This window comes from Bacillus aerolatus (genome assembly GCF_009183655.1).
GTDB lineage: Bacteria > Bacillota > Bacilli > Bacillales > Domibacillaceae > Pseudobacillus > Pseudobacillus aerolatus.
The window spans coordinates 550,074-576,303 of sequence record NZ_WEIO01000001.1 but is presented as its reverse complement, the minus strand read 5'-3'; the positions used below and the strand labels follow the sequence as shown (position 1 = coordinate 576,303).

The window sequence follows — 26,230 nt, the reverse complement described above, 5'->3', positions numbered from 1 at the left end:
GCAGCACTACCCTATAGTTTGAAACAACTTTCTTTTATTTGACCGGCGGACAAAATTTTAGGATTCGTAAGTACTTCAATCACGGCAGGACGACCGCTCGACAAGGCTCTTTCAAGTGCAGGGATAAAGTCTTCATTCTTCGCTACTTGTTCCCCGTGAGCCCCGACGAGCATAGCCATTTTAGCAAAATTAGGGTTCGATAAACTCGTTCCAACCACACGATTCGGAAAGTGCTTCTCTTGGTGCATGCGAATCGTTCCATACATATTGTTGTTCGCTACAATGGTAACTACTGGAATATTCTCCCTGACAGCGGTCTCAAGCTCTTGCATTGTCATCGTATACCCACCATCGCCAGAAATAGAAATGACCGCTTTTCGAGGATGAGCTAATTTTGCCCCGATCGCAGCAGGCAAACCATAGCCCATCGCTCCTGAAGTGGACCCTACATACGTATTTTCTTGAACGAAACGGTAATAGCGAGACACCCAGCCAAAGAAATTGCCGGAATCACTTGTAATCACGGCATCCTCCGGAAGTGATTGCACTAGATCATGCATCATGCCATCCATATCAACATAATCCGTAGAATAATCTGCCTTTGTAGTAGAAAATTCTATATAATTGGAATGCAGTTCTGTAAGCAGTTCCTCCCTTTCCGCATCTTTTATTTCCGTCATTTTTTCAAGCGCTTTTAATAAAAATTGTTTTACATCCGCTAAAATTGGAAGAGTTGGAGTATACACTTTTCCGATTTCGTCTGGCGAGATATCAACATGAATGAGACGAGCATTGTCGGCCAAAAGACTATAATCTTGTGTCGTCACTTGAGAAAAACGTGTGCCAAGCGCTATCACTAAATCAGCATTTTGGATGTAGTCAAGCAGATTAGAGGGAGTGCCAAACCCTAAGCACCCTGCATAGCATGGGTGCTTATTTGGGAATGCATCCATGCGCCGGTAAGAAGTAAGAACTGGAAGCTGCAAAGCCTCGGCAAATTGAATTAAAAGCTGAGTCGATTTGGACTGTGTTATCCCACCGCCGACAATGAGTACGGGCTTTCTTGATTTAGAAATTTCCATTAACGCTTCATCCAGTGACTCTTCATTTGGAATCAGCGGTGCGGCTTCATAAGGTTTTTGTTCTAAAAATAATGCTGTATCTTCTAACATATCATGAGGTAACGAAACAACAACTGGCCCCGGCCGACCTGACCGTGCGATATGAAAAGCCCGATGCAAGAGTTCCGGAATCCGTTCAACACGATCAATCTCTACCGTCCACTTGCATAAATGACTAAAGAAAGCAGCAAAATCAACCTCCTGGAAAGCCTCTCTTCCTTTAAACTTGTTACTTTCCCTTGCGAAGTTTGACGATCGGTCCAGTCCGTAAGCTAGCCTTTATCGTTATTGCCTTAATCTAATTGTATATTTTTAACCAAAAGACAACACCTCCTTCTTTAGCTTTTGTCTTTTTGGCTTAATTTCACGGAAGTCTATTAACTGAGAATTCTAATTATATTTATGCAATGCTAGTGAAGCGAAATATATTCTTAAAGTTTTAAATTTTCATTGGATAAAATAGAGAACAATGGAGACGAAGGAGCAATGGAATGGTGAAGTTTGCAAAAAAGACGTATAGACAGAGAAGCAAACTCAGTAAAAGGTTTGCTCCCAGTTACATTGCAACTCGAATAATCAAACTCTTAACATCTATAAAACTCAATAAATGAGACCTAATTTTAAAGTTATTTTGTTTATTGTTATCACCGCTTTTCAACTTACTATCCCTATCATACTTAATAAATCATAATAATTTGTGCAGTTTTTAAGGAGGTTTTTTTAAAATGTTAGAAAAATAATAAGGCGGGTATACTTCAACTGACTATCATTCAAGGAGGTTTTTTTCACAACGTATGAGGAATGTATTAAAGCTTGTCTCGAGTGTATGGAGGCCTGCAATATTTGTTATGATGCATGTTTAAAAGAGGAAAATATAAAAATGATGGCTGACTGTATTCGATTAGACAGAGAATGTGCTGACATGTGCGCATTTGCGGCAAAAGCTATGCAAACTAACAGTCCATTTGCAAAACAAATTTGCCAGTTATGCGCCGACATTTGTGAGGCGTGCGGTAACGAGTAGTGTAAAAAGCATGCCCATGAACATTGCCAAAAATGTGCTGAAGCATGCTTGCATTGTGCTGAATATTGTCGGAAAATAGCCTCTTAATTTGATTAGATCAACAAGTAGAAAAGCCTGTTTACCAATTCCCTAAAATGAACGCTTTAAGGGGTCACCTTATTTATCAAGGTTTTCAGCCTTAGCGTGGGGTATAGGATAAAAAATTGGTATTATCCCCATACAAAAACACCCTCCTGCTTATTCGAATTAGTTACTCAACTAATACGGTGCAGGGGGTGTTTTTTTTCCTTGCTCACTTTATGGGGTCACTTCAGCCCTTCACTGTTTAACAACAAATGGTTAAGCTCACAGTACAAGGGTTCGTACCTTGACGACATCTAAAAAGAACTTGGTTTGCTGCTGCTGCTGAAATGTAACTAGTTAATGTTGCGCCTCGTGGCACTCTCTGAGTTGAACCGGCAATGGGATTACCAGCGGCATCTGCTGAAAAGATATCAATCGAACATTCTCCTGTATTGCGAATATTGACATACCGTTCTCTATCTCCATTAGTTTTGCTGATAACAAATGGACCTGAGAAACACTCTACACTGAAAGTAAGTGTGATTCCGCTGCCGTTGGATTGAGTGGAAATATCTAATGCTTGAGGTGGAATCACTGCCTGTGCTTGCTGAATCGATACATTCTTTTCACTTTCATCTTGGCAACAATCTTTTTCTACAGAAGAAGTATTGTCGTTGTTTTCGGTCATTTCCTATCACCCTTTTACAGTTGAAATTTGTATGTACACACCACGTGCGTTGATTAGCCAAAATTAGACAGACCGATCCCTATGAAACTGAAAATAATGATGCAAAATACATTTTACAAGAGTGCGTTTCTTTTGCTCGTTTCTTTCTGGAAGATTATTCATGATCAACGCGCGTATGTACACACATTTAAAAGAATATTGCCGTAAAGGAAAAAATATGACTATTTTTTAAAATTTCACTTTATATGGAGTACCGCCGTCAAAACGCGGATAGTGTAGGTTAAAATAAATATGATAATAGACATACTGATAGACACAAAATTTTTTCCGCTTGGATTCCGTCTGATCGTTGCACTTAAAACCCGGCCTTCCACTTCCCGGCTTTTGGCAAACTTGACAAGTCCGAGTTTAGGCAGTTTGATTGTATGCTCAACAATGGCAATGTTCCCATTTGTATGTTTTGTTTTATAAGATTGGACTTTGTTCTTCTTGGATTTAAAACGGGGGCCTCATTTTGTTTTTTGAAAAAACGGTTAAACGCATCCGAAAGGTTTTCAAGGGAAGACTGCAAAGCCACACTATCCGGTTCTTTTAGCCAGGTGATTTCTTTCTTCAATTGCGTGAGGTGTTTGGAACATTTGTTATAGGACAATCCTTTTCCTGTTTGCTTGTAGGAATCGTTCCAAAGAGACAAAAAGTGATTGAAAACAAACAGTCGTATGACGATTTCCTAAAATACTTTTAAAAAGAGTCAGAGAATACAAATAGAAAAAAGTATTTGGCCTCCGTACACAAACTATTTTTCATTTACTGCAAGTAGTACGCGAACAGTCGGGCAATCGAGATAGCTGAGGCTCCCCCTTGTCCGAAGGCAATTCATCCCCCACTTCATACTGGGCTGCGCCCTGTACGTATTTGAAGATGGGGGTATTCTCGCCTGAAAATCTGATGAAAAAAGACTGACTTTTCACAGTCAGTCTCTGGAAACGTAGGTCGGTGCTGCCTACCTACGTCCTACATAAATAGAATTTAATTTCTCAACACAACGACCTGCAAAATCATTGGATCCTTATTGTATTGACTAGATTGATATGTTGGATAAGTTAGCTATACTTATATAGTATAGTATGAAATTTTTGAACAAGCGTCACGGCTATTCCCCTAAAGAACGATCTAAAGGTTAAAGTTTAGGACGGGAAAATCAACGAGTGATTTTTGTCCTTATTATATTCTACTACACTACCTTTATATATAGTTGTGGAGAGTGATGAATGAAATCAAATGAAGTTCTTCAAATTCTTTGATTTTTCCAAGCTTCATGCACCTTCTGAACTCATTTACTCCATATACATCCTCTTAATTCGTTAATTCCCGTAGCATGGTAATTCATTTTCACGAAGGCTCAATAACGAAGTGAAATACTTTTTCTGCAGCAAGGCTTCCCTGTAAATACGTTCTTTCTGCAAAAGAAACATTGTTCAGCCGATCAATTAATAAGACTGTTGAAGACCTCGTTCCGTAGTCTTCTCCGGCAATAAATAAAGGGGAAAGTTTCCTCTCCCATTCGAGAGAGACACCAGTTGTCGGCAAATCTTCATCTGCCGCTACTTTTGTGTCCTGTAAAAAGGAGAACAAACAATCGGCAAGATCGTCTGCTTCGTTATGTAAACATTCATCAAGACGAGCTTTTCCTTTTTCCGATTTTGGCCAAGGTGAATTTAACAGTGCATTGCTTAAGCTGTGTGTACCAGGGGCAACGGATTGCAAGTCATTTTGCCGGTTGTTGTAACACCATAGTTTCTCACCTGTTCCGGCAAGTAAATTAAAGCCCGGATATTCGTCTTTCTGCTTTTTCAGTTCATGCATAAATTGCTCAGGGCTGATAGCATCAGTTAAGAAAGAGCGGACTAGTTCTCCTCGTGACCGCTTGCCTTCCGCTTTTTCTGACGGGTCGCGAAAGTTCGTTAACGCAGCAAAACGGCCTGTTTTCGATATTCCAAGCCACGTACCCATTTTTTCTAAATCACGTCCAGCTAAAATACCGGGCTCGTCTTCCCAAAAATGAGCTTTTTGCGTCGGCCGGTTAAAAAACTCATCACGGTTTGCCGCTACAACTAATTTATATTTTTCGTGCTGCTGAAAGTGAAAATTAATTAAACACATGTACCTGCACCTTTCTCACGGTTATGGCTGGTTTACTTGAATAGGCTGTGAAGCAAGCTGAATATTATTTTCCTGGAATAGAAAAGCAATCGCATGGCGGAGCCTGCTTTCTATTTTTTGTTTGATTCCAATGCTTTGTACAGGCATCTCCACCTTGAACACCATCGCTTCGTTGCGGAAATCAATAAAACGGACAGTTTTGGGTCCTTTTAGATCGATTTCTTTTTCAGCGATGACCTTGTCCACCGCCTCATACAGCAATTGTTCAATCTTTTCTGTATCTTGCCCAAAAGTAACTTCCACCACGACTTCTGCTAAAACTTCTGCCCCTGAACGGTTTGGAACAATTTGTTCAATAAAATGTTGATTCGGCACAATTAAAGAGCCTTCTGTTGCTGTTTTCACAATGGTCGAACGAAGACGGATTTTTTCCACACGTCCAAATTTGCCGTTGATTTCAACGATTTCTCCAACTTCAATTGGCCGTTCAAATAAAATAATGATGCCGGATACAAAATTGCCGGCCACATTTCTCATGCCAAAGCCAATCCCGATGCCGAGCACGCTAAATAAAGCCGCTGCTGCTGTTAAGTCAAGTCCTACAGTAGCAAAGCTAATAGCCAGTGCGATCACCATTACCGTGTAGTAGATCATACGGTTAAGCGTGTAGGCCATTCCGCTGTCCAATCCGTAATAGGTATACACTTTGCTCATCACAAACCGGTTAAACAGTTTAACAAGCCGCTGGGCCAGTGACACAGTAAGCACAGCCACAATGATAAGAAAAACAGTCACCTTTGCTTCTCCGGATGTATAAAGCGGATAAAACAGCCAGCTCTCTTTTGAAAAATAGTATAAAAACAATAAAAGAATTCCGTAGAAAGTGAGCCAGTTTAACGTTGTATTGAAAAGAGGAATCAGCTCTTTTTTCCAGGAATCGGACAGTCGTTCTCTTTTTTTGATTCCTTTCATAACGAACCATTTCACAATTAAAATGATCCCAGACAACAAACAAAAATCGAGCAATTTCACTGCCATATTGTCTGCCGTAAATATTTTTATTATTTGATCCATATCATCACCACTGTTTCGTCTTTCTTTCACTTTACCTACATTCAAGTCAGACTAAACAGAAGCTTGTCATTACAATAAAATTCTTTTTTATAAGCCGTTCAGCTGTTCTCCTTTTTTCAACATAGCAGCCATTTCCTTTTCAGGAACGAGACTTCCGCCTGTCGACCAGACAAGATGAACCGCTCCTTCTCTTTGACTAGCCGTAAAATGCTGTTCCAGCCAGCCGCTCATCTCCGCCCGTACCGGACCTTCTAAACCTGCCAATGCAGACGGCTCAAGCTTCTCTTCTTCTAGCGTAAACAGTTGATGCAGATACGCAAACAGTTTGTCATCTGTCACTGTAAAAATACCGTCTAAATGAGACTCGATGGCTTTGCCTACAAAGCTAGACGGACGGCCGACAGCTAATCCGTCTGCATCTGTCTTCAATTCAATGCCGATATCCTGAACGGCAATTTGATCGTGCAGCCCTGTCATCAAACCGAGCAGCATACAAGGAGCCTGTACCGGTTCTGCAAAAAAGCCGTATACGTGGTCCCCGAATACCCGTTTCAAGCCGGCAAAAATCCCTCCAGGCGCTCCGCCTACACCGCACGGCAAATAAACGATCAACGGATGATTTGCATCGATGGAAATTTTTTTTTCTTTTAACTGCTTCTCCAAACGAAGAGCGGCTGTCGAATAGCCGATAAATAATTCTTTAGAGTGCTCATCATCAATGAAAAAGCTGTTGTTTGTCTCTTCACTTAACTTTCTGCCTTCTTCCACTGCCCGGCTGTAATCATCTGCATATTCCATCACTTGTACGCCTCTATCCCGCAGGCGTTGTTTCTTCCACTCTTTTGCGTCAGCGGACATATGAACAGTCGTTTGAAATCCGAGCGCCGCTCCGGTCATGCCGATGCTAAGCCCTAAATTGCCGGTGGAACCGACAGAAAGTGAATAATCCGAAAAGAATGTTCTCATTTTTTCGGATGACAATTTGCTGTAATCGTCCTCTGTCGTTAATAGACCGTGGTGAATAGCAAGCTGTTCTGCGTGCTTTAACACTTCATACATCCCGCCGCGCGCTTTAACGGAGCCTGCGACTGGCAGCAAATGATCGGCTTTTAGCAGCAAGCGCCCCTGAATCGGTTGGCCGTGCTGTTGTTCAAGTGCTTTTTTCATATGAGCTATTTCCAGCAATGGAGATTCAATGATTCCTTCCGCTTCTGCCGTTTCAGGAAACACGCTCGCTAAAAATGGCGCAAATCTTCTAAGTCTGGCATCCGCTTCATACATCTCTTCGATTGTAATGGGCAAAGCGCCCGCTTGATCTTTTCTTTTGTGATCATTGATCCATGTCACTTCCCGGCTGTCTTTCATCGCCTCTATAAGCGGCCATTGAGCCTCTAGATTTTCCTTATTTACTTTTTCTTGTTTCATCCGAATTCCTCCACTCGTGTAAATTATTTTATGTAGCCTTCTGTTGATTAGATCGCTTTAAGAACCGTTTGTTCATGTGATATTCATAATAATGAAACGCGGCCATTGAGAAAAGCAGCCAAGCCGCACCAGCCGCATATCCACCAACCACATCACTCGGATAATGGACACCTAGATAAATGCGTGACAGTCCGATAATGAAGATAAACAACAAGGCTGTGAGCGCACCCGTCACTTTCCAAGACAGTTTGTCCAGCAGCTGAAATAAAATAAATGCAAGCGCTCCGTAAAAAATAAACGAACCCATCGAATGTCCACTTGGAAAACTATAGCCGCCTTGTTCAATCAGCGGCAAAACATCGGGACGCTGGCGTTTAAATAGTTCTTTCAGCAAATGATTAAAATAACCTGCTCCAACGGCCACTGTTAAAATGATAAAGAGCGCGTAATCTCTTTTCCTTTTCAAAAACAAAATAAGGGCTGCCAATAAAGTTCCGCCCGCTATGCCTTTCACTGAGCCTAAATGAGTAATATAGACGACCAGATCTGTTCGCCCCGCTGTCACCCACGATTGCACTTCATCGATAATGGCTAAATCAAATGCCTCTACTTTGTTTTCTTTTAATGCTTCTACTACTTCTAAAAAAGCCCAAGTAAAGAACACGAGAAAAGCAAGTAAAAGAAGGTAATATAACGCCGTCCGCTTTTTTTCCTGATTATTCAACTTTCTGTTTTCCTCTCTTTTTCCACTAGTATTCCACTGAAATTGCCTAAAAAATGCAGAAAGAAGCTGTTTCGCTTAGGTGAATACCGTTTTTTGAAGCAATTGCCTTACTTCATCTCCGAGCTTTTCATACTGTTCCTGTTCTTCTCTTTCTTGCCTGCTTGCCAAAGTGAAGGCAGCCGGTTCATTAAGATCTACTTCCACAGTAGCATCAAATAAGTAAGTGGCATTGCCAATTAAATCTATCCAATAGCTGCCGTCTTCTTTCTGGTGGGATGCACAGCGAACCTTGCCGCCGTTGTTGAACACGTCAATCGTTTTTTCGAATTCATTGAATTCGAGCAGGCATGTCATTAAACTCGATGCTGACATCGCTGTGCCGCACGCATTTGTAAAGCCGACTCCGCGTTCAAATGTTCTTACGTAAATTTTTCCGGTTTCGATTGGATAGACAAAACTGACATTCACGCCATCCGGGCAAATCGGATTCAGGCTGTTCAACTTTTCAGCTATGTATTTCTGCTCATAAGAAACTAACTGCTGTTTATCGACAACGGCAATTAAATGAGGATTTGGCACAGCCGCTGCTGAAAAAGCAATCGATTCAGACAGCTCAGGCACCACTTCATTAAACAAAGTAACTTTTCCATCAATGTTCATCGGCAAACTGGAAAGCTCAAATAGGACCGGTGATATTTCTACCCGATAAGTCGGCACCTCGACAAATAATTCTTCCTCTTTTGTTACTTTTAAAATCGCTTTCATCGTTTCAACTGTAATTTCATCTTTATGTAACAATTCGCACACGTAGCGGCCGAGACAGCGCAGCCCATTTCCGCACATCGACGCTTCAGAACCGTCGGAATTAAAGATCCGCATCTTTGCATCCGCCTGTTCGCTTTCCATGACGAATAAAATGCCATCAGCTCCGAGACTTGATTTTCTGTTGCAAAGGGCAACCGCCAAGCTGCTCCTGTCTTTTTCTGAAAATGAATAGCCGTTCGCCCACTCATCTATTAACAAAAAGTCATTGCCAGACCCGTGGCACTTCAGTAATTTAATCTCCAATTTTTATCCCCTCAATCCACTTGCCCTTTTTTACTAGCATATCAAAATAATAAAGGTGCGGTCCATCATTTCATGAAAAAAAGGAGTCCCAATTAGACTCCTTTACTCATTAAAGATACTGCAATATAAAGTTTATGAAAAACAGCAAAGAAATGATCAATAATAGTTTTGATAATTCGCGTCCTTTGCCTGCAAACAATTTCAATGTAGGGTATAAAATAAACCCAATCGCTATTCCATCAGCAATGCTGTACGTAAATGGAATCATCACAATGATGAAAATAGCCGGCAGTGCTTCTGTTAAATCAGTTAAATCCAAATGGCGGATATTTTGCACCATTAAACTGCCGATAATAATCAAGACAGGTGCAATGGCCATATCAGGAATCAGTTTCATGTAAGGTATGGCAAAGATCGACAGCAAAAATAACACACCGGTCGTCAATGTCGTCAAACCCGTTCTTCCTCCGGCGGCAATAGCAGCTGAACTTTCAACAGTGGCGACTGTTGGGCTCGTTCCGAAAATCCCGGCAGTAAAAGCCGAAATGGCATTGGCCTGTAACGCCCGCTTAAATTTACCCGGACGCCCGGCAAGTCCTGTATGGCCATGAACGAGACCAATATTCTCAAATACGAGTACCATCGTCAATGAAAATACGGCTGCCCAAAATGGGACTGATAGCCAGTCAGCGAACGAAAACGCACCGAATACATCTTTGTATGTCGAAAAGTTAAAAGAAGTGCCGCCTGTTTCTGGCAGCAGCCCGGACATCCATGTGACAAGTGTGCCGAACAAAATGCTCCATAAAAAACCGCCCTGAATCCCTTTTAAAAAAATAAAAATGGTTACGATGAGCGTGAGTATCGTAATTAAGACTGTCGGTTCACTTAAGTCCCCAAGCGCTAAAATAGAATGATCCCCGCGAACGACGAGCCCGCCTTTTTCTAGTCCAATCAGCATAAGAAAAAAGCCGAGGCCAACCGAAATCGCTTCTTTTAACACATCCGGTATCGAGGCATTTAACATACCAGCTAGTTTAGTCACCGATACGAGCGTAAAAATAATCCCTGAAATAACGACGACACCGAGCGCTTCTTGCCAGCTTAACTCCATTGTCTGGACAAACGTGTATGTGAACATCGCATTGATGCCCATTCCAGGTACGAGCAAAATAGGTGCATTTGCCCAAAAAGCCATGATCATGCAGCCGACAAACGAAGCTAAAATGGTCGCGGCAACTGCCCCTTCAAATGGAATACCAGCTTCAGACAAAATCAACGAGTTAACAGCAACGATATAAACGATCGTAAAAAACCCGATTGTCCCTGCTGTCATTTCCCGCTTAAACGTTGTTTCGTGCTCAGTTAACTGAAAAAAACCTCCGCTCTTCTTCATGTATACATGTACCTTTCGTACATCGCCCTCTCCCTACCCGCTTTCCCGCTCATGCGGTTCAGCCACAACAGGTATTGTATCAAAGTGCATATGAAAGAACAACCGACGAGGAAATCATCATATTTTGTCGAAAAGGTGACAAAAAAATTTTTTTCCAATTGTGCCATTTTTTAAAATGAAACTATGATACTATTACTTTAATCCATTATTTTTATCATATTAATGAAAAATTGGTTTTTGTTATATATAGTAACGGAGAGTGAGTTTCATTGAATAAAGGGCAAAAAAGAATGAAAAAAAATATAAAATTGTTAGCGGTTGTTTTTATGTTACTAGCCGTTTGTTTTACATTACTAGGTTATCAACTGAATCAACATACAAAAGCAATCGCTTTAGCTGAACAAAAAAAGACAGCATATAAACAAGCGTTACCGCCAAAACAGCCGCCGCATGAAAAGGCAGCAATTAACACAAAAAATGAGCCAGTGACACCCGTATTTCCTCAGCAAAGCGTTCAGACTAACGGCAGTCAAGCGGGAAAAGTCGTCTATTTAACGTTTGATGATGGTCCGGCTGCCGTGACACAAGATATATTAGCCCTGCTTGACCGCTATGGGGCTCAAGCAACCTTTTTTATGCTTGAGCCTAATATGCGCCATTATCCGGCTGCCGTTCAACAAATGGTCAAGCAGGGCCATGCGGCAGGCATGCACGGCGTTACCCATGACCAAAAAAAGATTTACCATTCCGCACAGTCAGTCATCGATGAAATGAAAGCAGGACAAGAAACGTTAAAAAAACTGACCGGACTGGAAAGTTACTTAATTAGAACCCCTTACGGCTCAGTTCCCTTTATGACACCGGAATACAGGGGAAAAGTAAAAGAAGCAAATTTTAAAATGTGGGATTGGACGATTGACAGTCTAGACTGGAAATTTAGAAGCCAACAATATGTACCGCACGTTATTAACCAATTAAACTGGGCATCAGAAAAACAGCAGCCGCTTGTTATTTTGCTCCATGAAAAAACGACAACACTTCATCATTTAGAACAGCTGCTGCAATACTTGCAGTCCAACAATTACAAAATGGATATATTAAATGAACACGCAACACCTTTTGAATTTCACTCTTAAAAAAGAAACCTAAAACAATAAAAACGCTTGGAATGAAAACCGAGTGTTTTTATTTTTAAGCTTGATAGAGATGGGGTAAGCCCCCTATAATAGAAATTAATGAAATAATAAAAAGCTGCAAAAGCTAGTTTGCAGCAGGTGGATTTTTCGTGTAAGTTGATTACTTTACTTTTCGCCACCTGTCTCTTATAAGAGATGGGTGGCTTTATTGTGTCCTATGGAGGGGTGGAGAATGGGAATTTGGGTCTATGCTTTACTTGTTTTTCTTAGCGGTTGTTCTTATGGAGTCGTCTCAACGTTTGTTAAGTTGGGGTACAGTGAGGGATTTATACTAAGTGAAATAACAGGAAGTCAATACTTTTTTAGTGTCATCATGTTGTGGATCATCGCCATCTTTGTGCCAAAGATCCGCTTGAGCGGTAAACAATGGCTGATTTTGGCCATAAGTGGAATACCGATGGGATTAGCTAGTATTTTTTATAATCAAGCGCTTGATTATATCAATGCTTCATTTGCCATTATCCTTTTACTGCAATTCACATGGATAAGCATTGTTTTGCAATATATCTTTGATAAGAAAGCTCCGAGCCGAAAAAGCTTGATCGCAACGGTCATCATCCTTTTCGGCTCCGTCCTTGCGTCTGGCTTTTTGAAAAGTGACATCACCTTTTCACTTGCTGGAATCAGCTGGGGGATGCTTTCGGCGTTATCCTTTGCTTCCTTTATTTATGTAAGCGGGCGTACACGTATACCGGTTCATCCGATCTACAAAAGTGCCATTATGGCAACTGGAGCAGCAGTGCTTGTATTTATTGTGTTTCCACCGGTCTTTCTTGTAAACGGGGCGCTTACAAACGGGCTGATCATGTATGGTCTTCCTACCGGATTCTTCGGTTCACTCGTCCCAGCTGTTTTATTTAATATTGGCATGCCTAAAATAGGCAGCGGCTTGGGCACCATTTTAAGTGCCTCCGAACTGCCAATGGCTGTGTTCATGTCCACCCTTGTTCTGCACGAGGTCGTCACCTTCTCCCAGTGGGTTGGTGTGATTGTCATTCTAGCTGGGATTGCTTATCCAAACTTTCGGAGCCGTCAGAGGGCTTATTTAATAAAGAAAAAGGAAGATAAAGTGTCAACTTGAACTCTCTGCCTTATCAAAAAAGCAGACCAACACGCGACGTGAATTGGTCTGCTTTTTTATTTATGAAATGACAAAATAATCGCATGGTGGATCACTTTGCTAATAGAGCGAGTTTAAGTGCCTGATACAGCCAGCACTTTGTTGGCAGCGGCTGGCGGCTGATCGATGATACAGCGGCCTTTTCCGTTTGGGATACAAAGCGGCGTTCCGAAAAGCGGGTCGCGGGCTACTTGGCACTCCATATTAAAAACGGCACGTACGAGGTCGCAGCTAATAATGTCTTCCGGCTTTCCTTGAGCATAAACCCCGCCGTCTTTAATAGCTACTAAGTTGTGCGCATACCGGCACGCCAAATTTAAATCGTGAAGCACCATGATGATTGTCCGGTTTTCCGATTCATTTAACTCAAATAATAAATCCAATATTTCAATTTGATGAGTCATATCCAAATAAGTTGTCGGCTCGTCAAGCAGAATAACGTCTGTATCTTGTGCAAGCGTCATGGCAATCCAGGCCCGCTGACGTTGGCCGCCGGACAATTCATCGACTAACCGCTCCTGCAAGTCTTCCATGCGGGTGGATTTCAGCGCTTTTTGCACCATTTCTTCGTCTTCTTTTGACCATTGCTTAAGCCACGATTGATGAGGATAACGTCCTTGTTTCACAAGCTGATAGACAGTAAGGCCTTCCGGGGCAGTCGGCGATTGCGGCAAAATAGCCATTTTCCGTGCCACTTCTTTCGTAGCTAAAGAAGAAATTTCTTTTCCTTCGAGCATAACCGCACCGGATTTCGGCTTCAGCAGCCGGGCAGCTGAACGAAGCAACGTAGATTTACCGCAGCCATTGCCGCCGATAAATACCGTAATCTCTCCTTTAGGCACTTCTAAATTTAATTCTTTAATAATTAAACGATCCCCGTATCCAAGCGACAAGGATTTCGTTGAAATGGCTTGTTTCATCTGCGATCGCCTTCCCTTCCATGCCTTTACTGACTCATTCAGCCTCGATCTTTTTTATTCTTATTGTCTCTAGTATAATGAAATTGATTCTCAGTGTCAATTTCCCTTTCTATCCCTTTTAGAATAAAAAGCTGCTTTTTTCTTTTATTATCCTTCAATAGATCTTACTAAATTAGCCATTTCAATAGCTGTTGCGGCAGCTTCCCAGCCTTTGTTGCCAGCTTTAGTGCCCGCCCGCTCAATCGCTTGCTCAATAGTATCTGTCGTCAGCACACCGAAGATGACCGGTACACCGGATTGCATGCTTGCCTGAGCGATTCCTTTTGTCGTTTCATTGCTCACATATTCAAAGTGGGCAGTCGAGCCGCGAATGACTGTACCAAGCGTAATGACCGCATCATATTTTCCGCTGTCAGCCATTTTCTTCGCAATGAATGGGATTTCAAATGCCCCAGGTACCCACGCTGTATCAATATCTTCTTCCTGCAATCCATGGCGGCGCAGCGCATCTTCCGCTCCGCTTAATAATTTGCTGTTAATAAATTCATTAAAACGGGCAACAACAATCCCCACTTTCAAACCTGTTCCAATTAAATGACCTTCAAACGTTTTGCTCATGTTCTTTTCCCCCTGATTAAATTAAATATTTAAAAAATGTCCTAGTTTTGATACTTTTGTTTCTAAGTAGCGGCGGTTTTCTTCTTTCGCCGGCATTTCAATCGGCACCCGGTCGACCACTTCGAGTCCGTACCCTTTCAACCCGGCAATTTTGCGCGGATTATTCGTTAACAGCTTCATTTGCTTAATGCCGAGGTGACGCAATATTTGGGCGCCAATGCCATAGTCGCGCAAATCATCAGCAAATCCGAGTTTTTCATTTGCTTCCACCGTATCAAAGCCTTCTTCCTGCAGCTTGTACGCCTTCAGCTTGTTAATGAGTCCGATTCCCCGGCCCTCCTGGCGCATGTATAAAAGAACGCCTCTGCCTTCTTTTTCTATTTGCTGAAGAGCAGCGTGCAGCTGGGGACCACAGTCACAGCGGCAAGAGCCAAAAACATCACCTGTAAGACATTCGGAATGAACACGGACGAGCACTGGAGAACCATCATGCACATCACCTTTAACGAGGGCAACATGGTCTTTCCCCGTCATTTTTTCAGTAAAACCGACTGCTTTAAAGCTGCCGAACTCTGTCGGCAAGTCAATGACGACTTCCATCGTGACAAGCTCATCTTTTTTTCGGCGGTATTCAATCAAATGCTGAATGGTAATGATTTTTAAATTCAGTTCTTCAGCCATCACGAGTAAATCAGGCAGCCTTGCCATCGAGCCATCTTCTTTCATTATTTCACAAATGACACCTGCTCCTTGTTTCCCGGCTAAAAGAGCAAGGTCTACTGCCGCTTCTGTGTGGCCGGCTCTTTTTAAGACGCCGCCTTTTTTCGCAACGAGCGGAAAAATGTGGCCTGGTTGTTTAAAGTCATTTGGCGCTGCGTCTTGTTTCATCATTTCTTGAATTGTTGCGGCCCGTTCAAATGCACTGATGCCTGTGTGAGTGGATTGATGATCAATACTCACTGTAAACGCCGTTCCATGACTGTCTGTATTGTTGTCTACCATCATTTTTAATCCAAGCTGCCTTGCTTTTTCTTCTTCAACTGGAACACAAATGAGTCCCCGGCCCACTTTCGCCATAAAATTCACCATTTCAGCATCGGCCAAATCAGCCACTCCAATAAAATCGCCTTCATTTTCCCGGTCTTCATCATCAACGACAATAATGACTTTGCCTTGTTTAAGATCTTCCAGCGCTTCTTCTATAGATGCAAACATTCTTTTCACCTCTTCATTTTTATTAGGCAAAACCGTGTTTTTCCAACAAATCCATCGTCACATTCGAAGATGGCTCCTGCACTTTACGATTCATCATGCGTTCTACATATTTTGCCAGCATATCGCATTCTATATTAACTGAATCGCCAATTGCTTTTGCCGCTAAAATAGATTCTTCCTGTGTATGAGGTATAAGCGATATCGTCAGCTCGCGGTCAGTGACATGAAAAATAGTTAACGATGTACCATCAAGAGCAACCGACCCTTTCGGCAATAAATATGGCGCACACTCGGATGGATAAGAAATATCAATATAAAGAGCATTTTCCACTCTTTTCTTGCCTGATATGGTCCCTATCCCATCCACATGACCCGACACGAAATGCCCGCCAAAACGGCCGTTTGCTGACATCGCCCGCTCCAAATTTACTTTCGATCCGCGGTTCACTTTCCTTAACGAAGTAGACTGAAACGTTTCGGGCATGACATCCGCCGTAAAGCGGTCAGCGGTAAAACTCGTCACTGTCAAACAAACGCCGTTGATGGCAATGCTGTCACCGAGCCGGACGTCTTCTAATACTTTTGATGCTGCTATTGCAAGCTGAAGAGACTGGGCACCGGAGATGACTTCTTCCACTGTACCTATTTCTTCTATTATGCCAGTGAACACTTTTTTTCACCCTTCTTTCAGTGAAGCTGTAATTTTAATATCCGGCCCAATCATCTCCACCTTGTCGAACTTCAGTGGGATCGATTCATCCATCGTGGCCAATCCCTCTCCGCCAAAAGGAGTCGGAGCCATTTTGCCGCCAATCAGCTTTGGCGCCATGTAAATCAACATTTTTTGAAAGGCTTTCTCTTGAAAGAAGGAAGCATTCACTTCTCCGCCGCCTTCAACAAGAAGAGTCATGATTCCTTCCTCTCCCAACTTCTTCAAAAGGAGGGGGATATTGATATTCGTTGTTTCGAGCCGTATGATATCTGCACCTGCCTCGATCAATACAGCTTCCTTTTCTAATGAAGCCTCTTTACCACACACAATCATTGTGTCCGCTTCTTTGTTTTCAATTACTTTTGCTGTTACGGGTATTCGTAAATGAGTATCTAAAATGACTCGAATGGGGTGTTTTCCTCCGTGGGGCAAACGGGTAGTAAGGACGGGGTTATCCTGAAGAACGGTATTGACACCGACTAAAATGGCGTCTTGCTCATGCCTGATGCCATGAACATCTTCCCTCGCCGGTTCATCTGTAATCCAGCGGCTATGGCCGGTATAGGCTGCTGTTTTGCCATCGGCTGTAATGGCTGTTTTCATCGTGACGAATGGGGTCTTGCTTTGAATAAAATGAAAAAACGGTGCTAAAATTTGATCCGCTTTCTCCCGACAAATGCCCGTTTCCACTTCAATTCCTGCGGCTTTTAATTTTTGAACTCCCTTTCCGCTCACTTTCGGATTAGGATCCACCGTTGCAATAAACACACGCTTTATTCCTGTTGAAATGACTAAGTCCGCACAGGGAGGTGTTTTTCCATGGTGTGAACAAGGTTCTAACGTTACATATAAATCCGCTCCGGCCGCTTCTGTGCCTGCTGCTGCGAGTGCATGCACTTCCGCATGACCGCCTCCCGCTTTTAAGTGGGCGCCCATCCCGATAATTCGGCCGTCTTTTACAACAACAGCACCGACAGGCGGGTTAGGAGACGTCTGCCCTTTTACACCTTCAGCAAGCGACAAGGCTAACTCCATATATTGTTCCTTTAACATTTCCGTTAATCGTATCTCCTCTGCTTAATGATTTTCGTCAAATGAAATTGATTTACAGCCAATAAATCAACAAAGCCCCGTATATGAGGTATACGGGGCGTAAAAGGCATAGCCAAATAAGCATCTAAAAATCAAATTTTAAAAATGCTCCATCCTTCTCCCATCCAGACTATCACTGTCGGCTTCGGAATCTCACCGAATCCACCGTAAACGAATACGGGTCACGGGCTGAGAGCGTGCGCTCATTACCGCCGGTAGGGAATTTCACCCTGCCCCGAAGGATTACCTATTCAAGTTAATTCCTATTATCTCTCTTGGGTTATGGTTGTGTCAAGGTTTTTAATGTTCTGATTATGATTAATTTGGGTGGAAAATGAGGATTGTTGACGAGTTTCGTCGACAATTCGTCAACAAACCTTCTTTATGAACATTCACCAGCCGCAAATTCCGGCCCTTTATTAAATACTACCTTCATAATATTCGCGCGTCTCCACTTCAACGGTTTCTCGACAGCCCGAGCCCTCCATTCAGAGGGCTATTTTTCTTGTCTTATTTTTGGATTAAAGCCAAACTCTTGGCTGATCTTTCGTTGGGCAGTCATTGCAGATTCAAGCGTGTTAAACACACCGGTCCAGACCCTTCGCTCCTTGGCAAATGGTTTATATCCTAGATTGGTACCGATCAGCTGAGCTTGTCTTTCGGCTTCTGCATCGGATTTAAACAAGCCTGTGTAGATTCGATACTTCCCTTTTGCAATAACAGCAGCCTTCACTTCCCCCTTACTCAAAAACCAAGACAGTTGCTTCGTTCCTATTAACTGATTTAAATCAACATTGCCTTTCACACCTGCTAGTCGTCCAGTTTCGGTATATTGATGCAAGTCGCATGAATAAGCCGGCTTCTTCCCGCCATATCGAGGGATCCAAACAAAGTCAGCTTCAATTTTATCTGCTTGGAATAGTTTATAAGTGTGATGCCCGACATATAACCCTACTCTCTTTGCACCTAGTTTCCGAAGCTCATCAATAAAAGTCTGTGTACCGGCTTTCATATCATCCATCGTTTTCACTTCTACGTCCGCTACCCAAAATAACGCATCTTTATCGCCACGCTCCCAAAAATCGCGCGCTTCTTTTTTGGCATCACTGATAGAGACAAAGCGGCAAAAAGCATAATTCCCGAAAGGCACACCGTGTTTTTTAGCACCTGCTACATAATTTTGGTACTGTCTATCTTGGACCCTCGAACCATCTTGAACTCTAAGAATGGCAAGGGATAATTCCTTGGATGCCTCGCTCCAGTCGATTATACCTTGATGATGTGATAAGTCAGCGATTTTGCTCATTGTTTTTCACCTCTTCCTTTCATTTTCGCCCGCCATTAATGCTTTCATTATTTTAGCACTTTTTCAGGAGACTAAAAGTACAAGGGATACCACTACTTAACAATGGTGTTTATGTCGCATTATCGTCCGACTGCCCCAGAAAAAAGCCAACAGATTACTGTTGACTTTTGCTCTTTTATTAAATTAAAGCATCCTGTAGTTTAGGTAGAAACCTTCCCAATCTCTTCTACACTTTATCATAATCCTATCCTTTAAATGTGTTGTTCCGAATAAATGTGTTGTTCCGAAATCTGAACCATTACAAAAAGACGCCTTCTTATTCAAGAAAAGCACCCGATTGCTGAACAACCAAAAACCTTGCATTAGCAAGGTCTTTTTTCCTGAAAAGCATTAGTCTTCTTTCATTATTTCATCAAAAGCTGAGGAGACTCTGTCGAATTCCCCGTCGCTTTCAATGGCTGTAAAGTCACCGTCCCGGTCGATCTTTAAAAAGAAGATATCAATGTCTTCCCCGGTTTCTTCTTGAAGATCCTCCACAAAGCTGACTGCAACGTATTCTGTCTCTTCAATATTTATTGCTGCCAACACTTCAACTTTCTGCTCCTGGTCATTCTCATCGCTAATCGTAAAGATTTCGCCTACTTCAATGTTTTCCATGCGATAGCCCTCTCCTTTTTGAAAAATTGTCTTGTACTAATAACCGTATAAAAGTATTCATAATCATTTTATTTCCAAAGAGGAATAGATTCATGCAGGAAATTCAGATTTTAAAATTTAACATATTATAAATTATCATATAACAGTATTTTTTAAAAATTTGCACTCTTACTAACCTGCCCCATTAGTTTAGCAAAAAAATTTAAGCTTAATGAACAATTTCGTCCGACTGCGACATAAAAAGTCAGCACCATACACGCTGACCTAGCCCTTCTTTAACTCACTCATTAGTTTAATAATTTAATATTATTCTTTGATACCTTTAATTAAATAAAAAACACCAACAATAAAGAGCAATAAACTTATAATCAATGGTATATTTCCAATTTCTTTTAAAGCTGTCCCAAACACACCTAAGTTAGTATCGTAGCTGCCTATATCTGGAGCAGTTAAATAAAGCGAATAAACTGCTGCAGCGATTAGTGTCATTCCAAATAAAATAACACCTGATAATACTCCGGTACCACCAATAATTAATTTCTTCATTTTAGTTCTCTCCCTAGTTAGAAACGTGTACTTATCTACTTTAATTACATATCGAGAGCAAAAAACCTCTTTTTTTACAAAGAGTACTTCTTATACTAACCTGCTCCTTTAAGTTTAGGAAGTAGATTATTGCGTAGTACCGTCCTACTAACGACATAAGAAAAGCCAGCACCATACATGCTGACCGAGACTTTCTTTAACTAGTTAATCTATACCTCAATTTGTTTAATTATTTTTGCAGGATTTCCACCTACTACAACACATAATCACAACGAAATGCTGGTTCTATGTATAGATCTCTTCCAGTTGAACCGAATAATTCTTTTAATAGTTCAGTTCTTTTATTCCCATCCGTTTCGAGTGTTTGATTGTATAACCTGGTTAGTCTTCGAGCGTTTAATCTTTCTTTTAGCAAATCCGGGTCGGTTCCATTATAAAGTTCACCCTTCAACATTTTCTCTTTTTCAGTTTTCATTTTTTCGAATCTCCTTAACAAACATAAATGTGTTGTTAAAAACAATCGTACCATATCCATAAGATTATCTTGTTCAAGTAAACTCCTCCTTTAGATTCGTGCGCAGTATCGTCTAACAGATGACATAGAAAAAGCCAACTAAAAGGTTGGCTTCAACTGTAAAATGGGATACGTGTTTGATTATTAAAGTGGTTTAATCAAAGTTATAAACTTTGATACCTTATTAGTTCAGAAGCATTAAATGCACACATTATCGTCCACTAACGATATCAATTAAAAGTTAACATTTTCAAATGTTGACTTTTAATTGATATCATTTCACTTTAATGAATACTTCTCTTTTTGAACCGGCCGCCCCGTACCTCCGAAATATCCGCAAGTGCTAAGAAGGCAGAAGGATCGATTTCTTCAACAATTGTTGTTAGTTTGGATTCTTCGAGTCGAGTGATAATACAGAATATAACCTTCTTGTCGTCACCTGTATAGGCACCTTCTCCATGTAGGTAGGTGACACCTCTTCCTAAACGACTATTGATTGCATCGCCTATCTCTCTTGCTTCATCACTAATGATCCATGCTGACTTTGATTCTTCCATTCCGGCAACAACAATATCAATGGCTTTGGCAGCTACTACATAAGCTAAGATTGAATACATCGCTCGGTCCCAAGTGTATACAAATCCTGCAGAGCTAAGTATAAACAAGTTTATGAACATGACGATCTCGCCAACGGAAAAAGGCACTTTTTTACTTACTACAATCGAAAGTACTTCTGTACCATCCAGCGCACCACCGTTACGAATGACCATTCCAACACCAACACCTAAGATAATCCCCCCGAAAATTGTAGCGAGAAGGATATCCTGAGTAAATGGCAAAATCGGATGAAAAAATGTTGCAAAAATAGATAGCATGATAATCCCATATACCGTAGATATAGCAAAAGTTTTTCCAAACTGTTTATATCCAAGGTATACAAATGGTAAATTTAAGATTAAAAGAAAAATGCCGAGTTTTAAACCTGTAATGTGAGAAAGCATAATAGAAATACCTGTAATGCCACCATCAATTACCTGGTTGGGAACTAAAAAGATTTCTAATCCAACGGCCATTAACAAGGCACCAATTGTAATAAAAATGGCCCTCTGGATCACTTTCAAACGAGATAACTTTTTATGTTGCTTTTTTAGTGGTAAGCCTTCCGTCAAAAAAATCACACCTTTTATTATTCATTTATTTTTATTATATCCTAATCCCGTATTAGGAAGAATAAATATGAACAAATGTCTCTCCAATAACAGGAACTACTCCCGGTACCATCGCTAGACCAAGCAGAATTTCACTTTTGCTCTATAACCCTTGTAGGCGCGGCTTAGAAATGTACGAAACCCCCAGCAAAACGCGGAATGTTGGCTGCCTATCGAGCTCCTCTAAAACAAAACTCTCTGCTCATCTTCTGCTGCGTTTCCCTAAGTGTAAAAATAATTCAATAATAAAGATAAGAAGAATAGATAAACCAAATAAAGTTGCTGCTTCAGCAAAGAAAATCAATACATCGACCTTTTGTGGGGCATAGGCAATCGTCTAATCATAGTAAAAATAAGCTCTTTTCTAAACGCTAAGCATAGCATGTAAATGCCAGATACTCTTTAAAAAAACAAGCGGGAAATGTGTTTGATGAAAGTATGAAGACAGACGAACGAATAAGACCATTTGGTGGATTTGGATCACCATTTTTGGGAGGGTTAGCGGGTGGTTTATTAGGTAGTGCGTTATTTTATCCATACGAAGGATATTATTAATTTTTTGTGCTGTTTAACTATCCTAACAGGTACATTAATCCAAGCTTTCCTTACTTTTTCTCATATCATATATTATTCCTACTAATTAGGAGGTGAAAATTGATATGGGCTTCTTTGGCGGTGGATGCTATGGTGGATATGGTGGTGGTTATGGCGGATACGGCAGCTCTTTTGCGTTAATTGTCGTATTGTTCATTCTTTTAATCATTATTGGCGCCTCTTTTGTAGGCGGGTATGGCGACTCTTGCTAACTTGTGAATTTTTAATAAGATCGGGCTATAGGGAATTATCCTCTTTCTCGCTATAGCCTTGTTATTTAGACATCTTGAATTCTTCTGTATTTGAGATACACTCTTCTTTCACTATTCGTGAAATCAGACTGAACCTGTTTTTCCGTGCGAAACAACGGGTAAAGTCTGGTTTTATTTTCTTTCCCCCTAAAACAATATGATCCGTTCAAAGTTATCTATCTCTTCCTTCTTCGGTTGATTTTAAAACCCGGGGGATTATTAATAATAAAAATAAGGAAAAGATGGCAAAAGCACTTCATTCACGCCATTGGGCTACAGACATTACAAAAGAAAGCACTTATGCTCAAGCAGCTGCTCCAAAAATTACGTAATAAGATTATTTCCTTAATATGCGGGTATAAGATACTAAGCTTACTCCATTTAACAGCTAACACTAAGAGTTCTTCTGTCCGTTTTTCGAACAAAGAAGTCTGGGTGGGAGGTGATTAAATGAGAAAAGTCAATAGAACAAAAGATTTAATGATCTACCTTGATTCGGTAAATTATCCAATGACCGAAGAAAAAATCAATGACCTAATATTCCGGAAAAAGATACCTCACAGCCGACCTATGAGCAGTATTGTTATTTTCGATTTAGATCATATTGATTGGTGGATCAATGAACAACGAAAAAAAACTTGATTCACTAAGGCCCTGCTCTCGAGCGGGGCTTTAGTAATTCAGGAGAGCACCCTTTGCCGCTGCTTTCTATATCACATCATTCACGGAAAGCGATTCAGAGTAATTGCAAAATCACTTGGATACATCGGATGGACTTCGTGACGAGCACATTTTATTTCTGCTGTGCATTATTCACGAACTACGTAATAAATTCTTCCTTTTTTAAGATCCTAAAGTCAGCTATTATGGACATAGAGCATTATATAAAAGGTGTGATACTTTGAATACGTCAACTTTTTTATTGTTAATTGTATTTGCTATGCAATTTATGACTCTTATTAACATCACCATTTTCAACGGAACATGGAATGGGATTGTTTATCCCTAAATACAGGGCTATTTATTCTGGCACTAGCTTTATATACTGCAAACAAGTCTAAAAACAGTGAGAGAAGAGACAACTAAGTCTGTCTTTTTTAATCAACTTTTGTTACATATTTTGCGTCTACAATTTCCATGTACTCCTGTTTCAGTTTATCGTAGGCTAGTATGACCGCCGACGTATTCACGGCCAATTAACCTTCCGGACGCCACAAGATAAGAAAAGCCAGCACCTTGCATGCTGGCCTAGACCTTGTTCATCAAAAAGTTCCCTTGCAATTTATCGTTCAACTCCGTAGTAATAGTTAAATAAAATAAGACATATTATAAATAAGCATTAAACCTAACATTAGAAAAATAAGTGTAATGACATATTCTTTTGAGTTCTTCAAGTACTTCCATTGCACAAACGACTGAAAACCCAATGATAGAATTAAATAGGAGATCCAATACCACTTCATAACATGTTTGTCCTCTTCTATAACAAAGGGAAGACCACACAAAAAAATGACTACGATGATGCCTCTCACCCAGCGGTTAACATTCTTACCAGACGTTTCCGAAACCTTTTTCTTTTCTACACGAAGCCATTTCCTTAATAATCTTTCTACTAAGAAAGACAAAATAATAAGAGTGATTAAGAACCCTAAAAACCCCACTGAACATTCCCCTTTTATATGTATATTATTTTTTAGGTTTTTTATATTTTTGTTAGTGGAAATTTGTTTTAATAATACTCATATTGAACAGAAAAATATAAATATATTGAGGTGATCATTTGCAAATAAAAGATTTCGTGGTTGATCAAAACTTAAAAGAGCTAACCAAACACCGTACAGTCGTGTTGCCGATTGCCTGTTACGAAACAACGATTGACCAAAATATACATGGCTATATCCTACTTCATTGGCATGATGAAATTCAATTTGTCCTGATTGTAAAAGGGGAAGCAATCTTTCAAATAAATGAAGAAAAACTAGTGGTTCGAGAAGGCGACGGCCTATTTATTAATAGCGGCTGTCTGCACATGGCGGAAGAAAAGAACCACTCAGGCTGTGTCTATATTTGTTTAAATGTTTCTCCTCATTTTATTTTACCCCAAGAACTCTATACAACCTATGTATATCCCTATATTCAAGCGACTAATTTCCCTTACTTATATATAGAGGCAAATGAGCTTTGGGGGAAAAACATTTTAGCTGCCATTGTAAAAATCAATCAATGGATTCAACAAAAATCGACATACTATGAAATCGACATCACCGTACAGCTAACGTTCATTTGGCAAAACTTAATCATCAATGGCTTTCAACTAGAATACAATCAGACGGAAATGTTAAAGAGTCATCGAATGAAGCAAATGTTAAATTGGGTACACCTGCATTTTGCTGAGGAAATCATGTTAGACGATATTGCAAGAGCTGGTCAATTGAGCCGTTCTGAATGCTGTCGATATTTCAAACGAATTTTAAAGACAACACCGTTGAGTTACGTCATCGTTTATCGAATTCAAAAAAGCTTAGCCCTACTGCAACAAGCAGAATCCAATGTGACAGAAGTTGCCTATCAAGTAGGATTTAATAGTACAAGCTATTTCATCGATAAATTCCGAAAGTCAATGAACATGACACCATTAGCATACAAAAAATGTAGAATGGATGATTGTTAATTAGATGAGAATCATTATATACTTCAAAGTCTCTAAATTTGATTTTGGTTTGTTTCCTCCTTAAATTTTTGGCAAACAAGAACCTGAATAGTTCAACATACTATTCAGGGAGATATGAACCTTATTCTTCTACAATTCTTATTTCTAAAGCATGTCCTCCATAGGCTGGTGCAGAAAGGCCGTACATATCATGTTTAATAACTACTTTTTGTCCGACATGGAGAGCGGAAATCGTCTTTTCATTGATTGCATCCATGTCAGCCGTCCTAAAACTAACGCCTTGACCGTCATACTTTTCTCTCAAAAGAGCCTCCAGTGCTTCCTCGTTCTTGCCCATTAGTTCCTCTTTTGTAATTTTAGGCATTACCCTTATGTGCCTTTCATCCTTCCTAACAATATAGCCTGTTGTGACATAATATTCCTTCGATTGAGCCTTTTCCTTTACTGAATCATTTTCATTGGCAGAGGTCGATTCTTTTTGAGTTTGACTATCAGATGAACAGGCCGCAAGAAAAAGCAGTGGAATGCACAGAATAATGAAGAGTAGTTTTATTTTCAAACGAATGACTCCTTTACCTTATACTGGTGGAAAATCTATTAAAATATAGTGGACCACTATAACTTATCTTTTTGTAGAGGTTCAGCGCTTAGAAACATCATTCTCTTGTTCAACTAAACTGTCCCGCTAATTGAAGAATGAAAAGAACGGATAAAACACTAAATAAAAAAAGAACCGTCAAAGGTTCCGGCTTTAAAAAAGATGCCTGCACATTTCAAGCACATTAGCGAGAATGGCCTTGTTTCATTAAATCATTAGATGTAGTCTTCGTACTCTTCGTCATAAGAGTTATTTTCCCCCTTCGA

The 26,230-nt window shown here is 40.6% G+C and carries 24 protein-coding genes, 4 pseudogenes and 1 riboswitch; of the genes and pseudogenes, 7 read left to right on the top strand and 21 right to left on the bottom strand.

What is annotated here, in order from left to right:
• Positions 1–11 precede the first annotated feature (11 nt).
• Positions 12–1,241, bottom strand: coding sequence for a thiamine pyrophosphate-dependent enzyme (locus F9802_RS03125; protein WP_152149642.1), 1,230 nt, complete (start codon positions 1,239–1,241; stop codon positions 12–14).
• A 706-nt stretch (positions 1,242–1,947) separates the two neighbouring features.
• On the opposite strand from F9802_RS03125, the pseudogene F9802_RS03120 reads away from it, so the two are divergent.
• A pseudogene (locus tag F9802_RS03120) lies at positions 1,948–2,232 on the top strand (four-helix bundle copper-binding protein).
• A 238-nt stretch (positions 2,233–2,470) separates the two neighbouring features.
• Here F9802_RS03120 and F9802_RS03115 read toward each other — a convergent pair.
• The 8 genes and pseudogenes from F9802_RS03115 to F9802_RS03080 form a co-directional block, all read right to left on the bottom strand.
• Positions 2,471–2,896 carry a hypothetical protein gene (locus F9802_RS03115; RefSeq protein ID WP_152149641.1) on the bottom strand — a complete coding sequence of 142 codons (426 nt, stop codon included), beginning with the start codon at positions 2,894–2,896 and terminating at the stop codon, positions 2,471–2,473.
• 308 nt (positions 2,897–3,204) lie between these two features.
• Positions 3,205–3,608: pseudogene (locus F9802_RS19885) on the bottom strand (IS200/IS605 family element RNA-guided endonuclease TnpB); the annotation flags it as partial.
• Between the two features lie 680 nt (positions 3,609–4,288).
• A complete protein-coding gene (locus F9802_RS03105; RefSeq protein ID WP_152149640.1) occupies positions 4,289–5,059 on the bottom strand; it encodes an NRDE family protein in 771 nt (256 codons plus the stop codon).
• 21 nt (positions 5,060–5,080) lie between these two features.
• The gene (locus tag F9802_RS03100; protein ID WP_152149639.1) at positions 5,081–6,133 is read right to left on the bottom strand and encodes a mechanosensitive ion channel family protein; all 1,053 of its coding nucleotides are present in this window, start codon (positions 6,131–6,133) and stop codon (positions 5,081–5,083) included.
• A gap of 87 nt (positions 6,134–6,220) precedes the next feature.
• Complete coding sequence (locus F9802_RS03095) at positions 6,221–7,558, bottom strand: D-serine ammonia-lyase (RefSeq protein ID WP_152149638.1); 1,338 nt, start codon at positions 7,556–7,558, stop codon at positions 6,221–6,223.
• 28 nt (positions 7,559–7,586) lie between these two features.
• Positions 7,587–8,282: a phosphatase PAP2 family protein gene (locus F9802_RS03090; protein WP_152149637.1), complete on the bottom strand. Its 696-nt coding sequence runs from the start codon at positions 8,280–8,282 to the stop codon at positions 7,587–7,589.
• 75 nt (positions 8,283–8,357) lie between these two features.
• A complete protein-coding gene (gene dapF / locus F9802_RS03085) occupies positions 8,358–9,350 on the bottom strand; it encodes a diaminopimelate epimerase (protein WP_152149636.1) in 993 nt (330 codons plus the stop codon).
• Between the two features lie 109 nt (positions 9,351–9,459).
• Positions 9,460–10,746 carry an NCS2 family permease gene (locus F9802_RS03080; RefSeq protein WP_152149635.1) on the bottom strand — a complete coding sequence of 429 codons (1,287 nt, stop codon included), beginning with the start codon at positions 10,744–10,746 and terminating at the stop codon, positions 9,460–9,462.
• A gap of 290 nt (positions 10,747–11,036) precedes the next feature.
• Between F9802_RS03080 and F9802_RS03075 the strand changes: the two genes are divergently transcribed.
• The gene (locus F9802_RS03075; RefSeq protein ID WP_152149634.1) at positions 11,037–11,882 is read left to right on the top strand and encodes a polysaccharide deacetylase family protein; all 846 of its coding nucleotides are present in this window, start codon (positions 11,037–11,039) and stop codon (positions 11,880–11,882) included.
• A gap of 232 nt (positions 11,883–12,114) precedes the next feature.
• Positions 12,115–13,023: an EamA family transporter gene (locus tag F9802_RS03070; RefSeq protein WP_152149633.1), complete on the top strand. Its 909-nt coding sequence runs from the start codon at positions 12,115–12,117 to the stop codon at positions 13,021–13,023.
• A 113-nt stretch (positions 13,024–13,136) separates the two neighbouring features.
• Here F9802_RS03070 and F9802_RS03065 read toward each other — a convergent pair whose 3' ends face one another.
• From F9802_RS03065 to F9802_RS03020, 10 genes and pseudogenes are all read right to left on the bottom strand, one after another.
• Entirely contained in the window at positions 13,137–13,982 is an 846-nt protein-coding gene (locus tag F9802_RS03065; protein WP_152149632.1) for an ABC transporter ATP-binding protein, read from the bottom strand.
• A gap of 147 nt (positions 13,983–14,129) precedes the next feature.
• Positions 14,130–14,600, bottom strand: a complete 471-nt coding sequence (gene ribH, locus F9802_RS03060) for a 6,7-dimethyl-8-ribityllumazine synthase (RefSeq protein ID WP_152149631.1) — start codon at positions 14,598–14,600, stop codon at positions 14,130–14,132.
• Positions 14,601–14,621: 21 nt separating this feature from the next.
• Complete coding sequence (locus F9802_RS03055) at positions 14,622–15,824, bottom strand: bifunctional 3,4-dihydroxy-2-butanone-4-phosphate synthase/GTP cyclohydrolase II (RefSeq protein ID WP_263862288.1); 1,203 nt, start codon at positions 15,822–15,824, stop codon at positions 14,622–14,624.
• Between the two features lie 13 nt (positions 15,825–15,837).
• The gene (ribE, locus tag F9802_RS03050) at positions 15,838–16,485 is read right to left on the bottom strand and encodes a riboflavin synthase (RefSeq protein ID WP_152149629.1); all 648 of its coding nucleotides are present in this window, start codon (positions 16,483–16,485) and stop codon (positions 15,838–15,840) included.
• Between the two features lie 6 nt (positions 16,486–16,491).
• Complete coding sequence (gene ribD, locus F9802_RS03045) at positions 16,492–17,580, bottom strand: bifunctional diaminohydroxyphosphoribosylaminopyrimidine deaminase/5-amino-6-(5-phosphoribosylamino)uracil reductase RibD (RefSeq protein ID WP_152149628.1); 1,089 nt, start codon at positions 17,578–17,580, stop codon at positions 16,492–16,494.
• Between the two features lie 148 nt (positions 17,581–17,728).
• Positions 17,729–17,866, bottom strand: a riboswitch (FMN riboswitch).
• 249 nt (positions 17,867–18,115) lie between these two features.
• Positions 18,116–18,925 carry a glycoside hydrolase family 25 protein gene (locus F9802_RS03040; protein WP_152149627.1) on the bottom strand — a complete coding sequence of 270 codons (810 nt, stop codon included), beginning with the start codon at positions 18,923–18,925 and terminating at the stop codon, positions 18,116–18,118.
• Positions 18,926–19,315: 390 nt separating this feature from the next.
• A complete protein-coding gene (locus F9802_RS03035) occupies positions 19,316–19,582 on the bottom strand; it encodes a DUF1292 domain-containing protein (protein ID WP_152149626.1) in 267 nt (88 codons plus the stop codon).
• A 306-nt stretch (positions 19,583–19,888) separates the two neighbouring features.
• Entirely contained in the window at positions 19,889–20,128 is a 240-nt protein-coding gene (locus tag F9802_RS03030; protein WP_152149625.1) for a phosphatase, read from the bottom strand.
• A gap of 262 nt (positions 20,129–20,390) precedes the next feature.
• Positions 20,391–20,603: pseudogene (locus tag F9802_RS03025) on the bottom strand (maltose acetyltransferase domain-containing protein); the annotation flags it as partial.
• 323 nt (positions 20,604–20,926) lie between these two features.
• Complete coding sequence (locus tag F9802_RS03020) at positions 20,927–21,811, bottom strand: YitT family protein (RefSeq protein ID WP_225435176.1); 885 nt, start codon at positions 21,809–21,811, stop codon at positions 20,927–20,929.
• Between the two features lie 498 nt (positions 21,812–22,309).
• On the opposite strand from F9802_RS03020, the pseudogene F9802_RS19880 reads away from it, so the two are divergent.
• The 3 genes and pseudogenes from F9802_RS19880 to F9802_RS03010 form a co-directional block, all read left to right on the top strand.
• Positions 22,310–22,405 (top strand): annotated as a pseudogene (locus F9802_RS19880) (hypothetical protein); the annotation flags it as partial.
• A gap of 104 nt (positions 22,406–22,509) precedes the next feature.
• On the top strand, positions 22,510–22,656 hold the full coding sequence (locus F9802_RS03015) for a YjcZ family sporulation protein (protein ID WP_152149623.1): 147 nt from the start codon (positions 22,510–22,512) through the stop codon (positions 22,654–22,656).
• Positions 22,657–23,145: 489 nt separating this feature from the next.
• Entirely contained in the window at positions 23,146–23,337 is a 192-nt protein-coding gene (locus F9802_RS03010) for a hypothetical protein (RefSeq protein ID WP_152149622.1), read from the top strand.
• Between the two features lie 665 nt (positions 23,338–24,002).
• On the opposite strand, the gene F9802_RS03000 is transcribed toward F9802_RS03010, so the two are convergent.
• Positions 24,003–24,356: a DUF4181 domain-containing protein gene (locus F9802_RS03000; RefSeq protein ID WP_152149621.1), complete on the bottom strand. Its 354-nt coding sequence runs from the start codon at positions 24,354–24,356 to the stop codon at positions 24,003–24,005.
• Between the two features lie 119 nt (positions 24,357–24,475).
• Here F9802_RS03000 and F9802_RS02995 point away from each other — a divergent pair, with 119 nt between their 5' ends.
• Positions 24,476–25,366 (top strand): AraC family transcriptional regulator, encoded by an 891-nt coding sequence (locus F9802_RS02995; protein WP_152149620.1) that lies wholly within the window; start codon positions 24,476–24,478, stop codon positions 25,364–25,366.
• Between the two features lie 121 nt (positions 25,367–25,487).
• Here the strand turns inward: F9802_RS02995 and F9802_RS02990 are convergent, their stop codons facing one another.
• Positions 25,488–25,925, bottom strand: coding sequence for a DUF3221 domain-containing protein (locus F9802_RS02990; RefSeq protein WP_191991738.1), 438 nt, complete (start codon positions 25,923–25,925; stop codon positions 25,488–25,490).
• Positions 25,926–26,230 lie beyond the last annotated feature (305 nt).

What these genes read in the sequence shown, in the direction of transcription:
- F9802_RS03115 (WP_152149641.1), bottom strand. Translation starts at nt 2,896, where the DNA reads ATGACCGAAAACAACGACAATACTTCTTCTGTAGAAAAAGATTGTTGC.
- F9802_RS03105 (WP_152149640.1), bottom strand. Translation starts at nt 5,059, where the DNA reads ATGTGTTTAATTAATTTTCACTTTCAGCAGCACGAAAAATATAAATTA.
- F9802_RS03100 (WP_152149639.1), bottom strand. Translation starts at nt 6,133, where the DNA reads ATGGATCAAATAATAAAAATATTTACGGCAGACAATATGGCAGTGAAA.
- F9802_RS03095 (WP_152149638.1), bottom strand. Translation starts at nt 7,558, where the DNA reads ATGAAACAAGAAAAAGTAAATAAGGAAAATCTAGAGGCTCAATGGCCG.
- F9802_RS03080 (WP_152149635.1), bottom strand. Translation starts at nt 10,746, where the DNA reads ATGAAGAAGAGCGGAGGTTTTTTTCAGTTAACTGAGCACGAAACAACG.
- F9802_RS03075 (WP_152149634.1), top strand. Translation starts at nt 11,037, where the DNA reads ATGAAAAAAAATATAAAATTGTTAGCGGTTGTTTTTATGTTACTAGCC.
- F9802_RS03070 (WP_152149633.1), top strand. Translation starts at nt 12,115, where the DNA reads ATGGGAATTTGGGTCTATGCTTTACTTGTTTTTCTTAGCGGTTGTTCT.
- F9802_RS03065 (WP_152149632.1), bottom strand. Translation starts at nt 13,982, where the DNA reads ATGAAACAAGCCATTTCAACGAAATCCTTGTCGCTTGGATACGGGGAT.
- ribH (WP_152149631.1), bottom strand. Translation starts at nt 14,600, where the DNA reads ATGAGCAAAACGTTTGAAGGTCATTTAATTGGAACAGGTTTGAAAGTG.
- ribD (WP_152149628.1), bottom strand. Translation starts at nt 17,580, where the DNA reads ATGTTAAAGGAACAATATATGGAGTTAGCCTTGTCGCTTGCTGAAGGT.
- F9802_RS03040 (WP_152149627.1), bottom strand. Translation starts at nt 18,925, where the DNA reads ATGAGCAAAATCGCTGACTTATCACATCATCAAGGTATAATCGACTGG.
- F9802_RS03035 (WP_152149626.1), bottom strand. Translation starts at nt 19,582, where the DNA reads ATGGAAAACATTGAAGTAGGCGAAATCTTTACGATTAGCGATGAGAAT.
- F9802_RS03030 (WP_152149625.1), bottom strand. Translation starts at nt 20,128, where the DNA reads ATGAAGAAATTAATTATTGGTGGTACCGGAGTATTATCAGGTGTTATT.
- F9802_RS03015 (WP_152149623.1), top strand. Translation starts at nt 22,510, where the DNA reads ATGGGCTTCTTTGGCGGTGGATGCTATGGTGGATATGGTGGTGGTTAT.
- F9802_RS03010 (WP_152149622.1), top strand. Translation starts at nt 23,146, where the DNA reads ATGAGAAAAGTCAATAGAACAAAAGATTTAATGATCTACCTTGATTCG.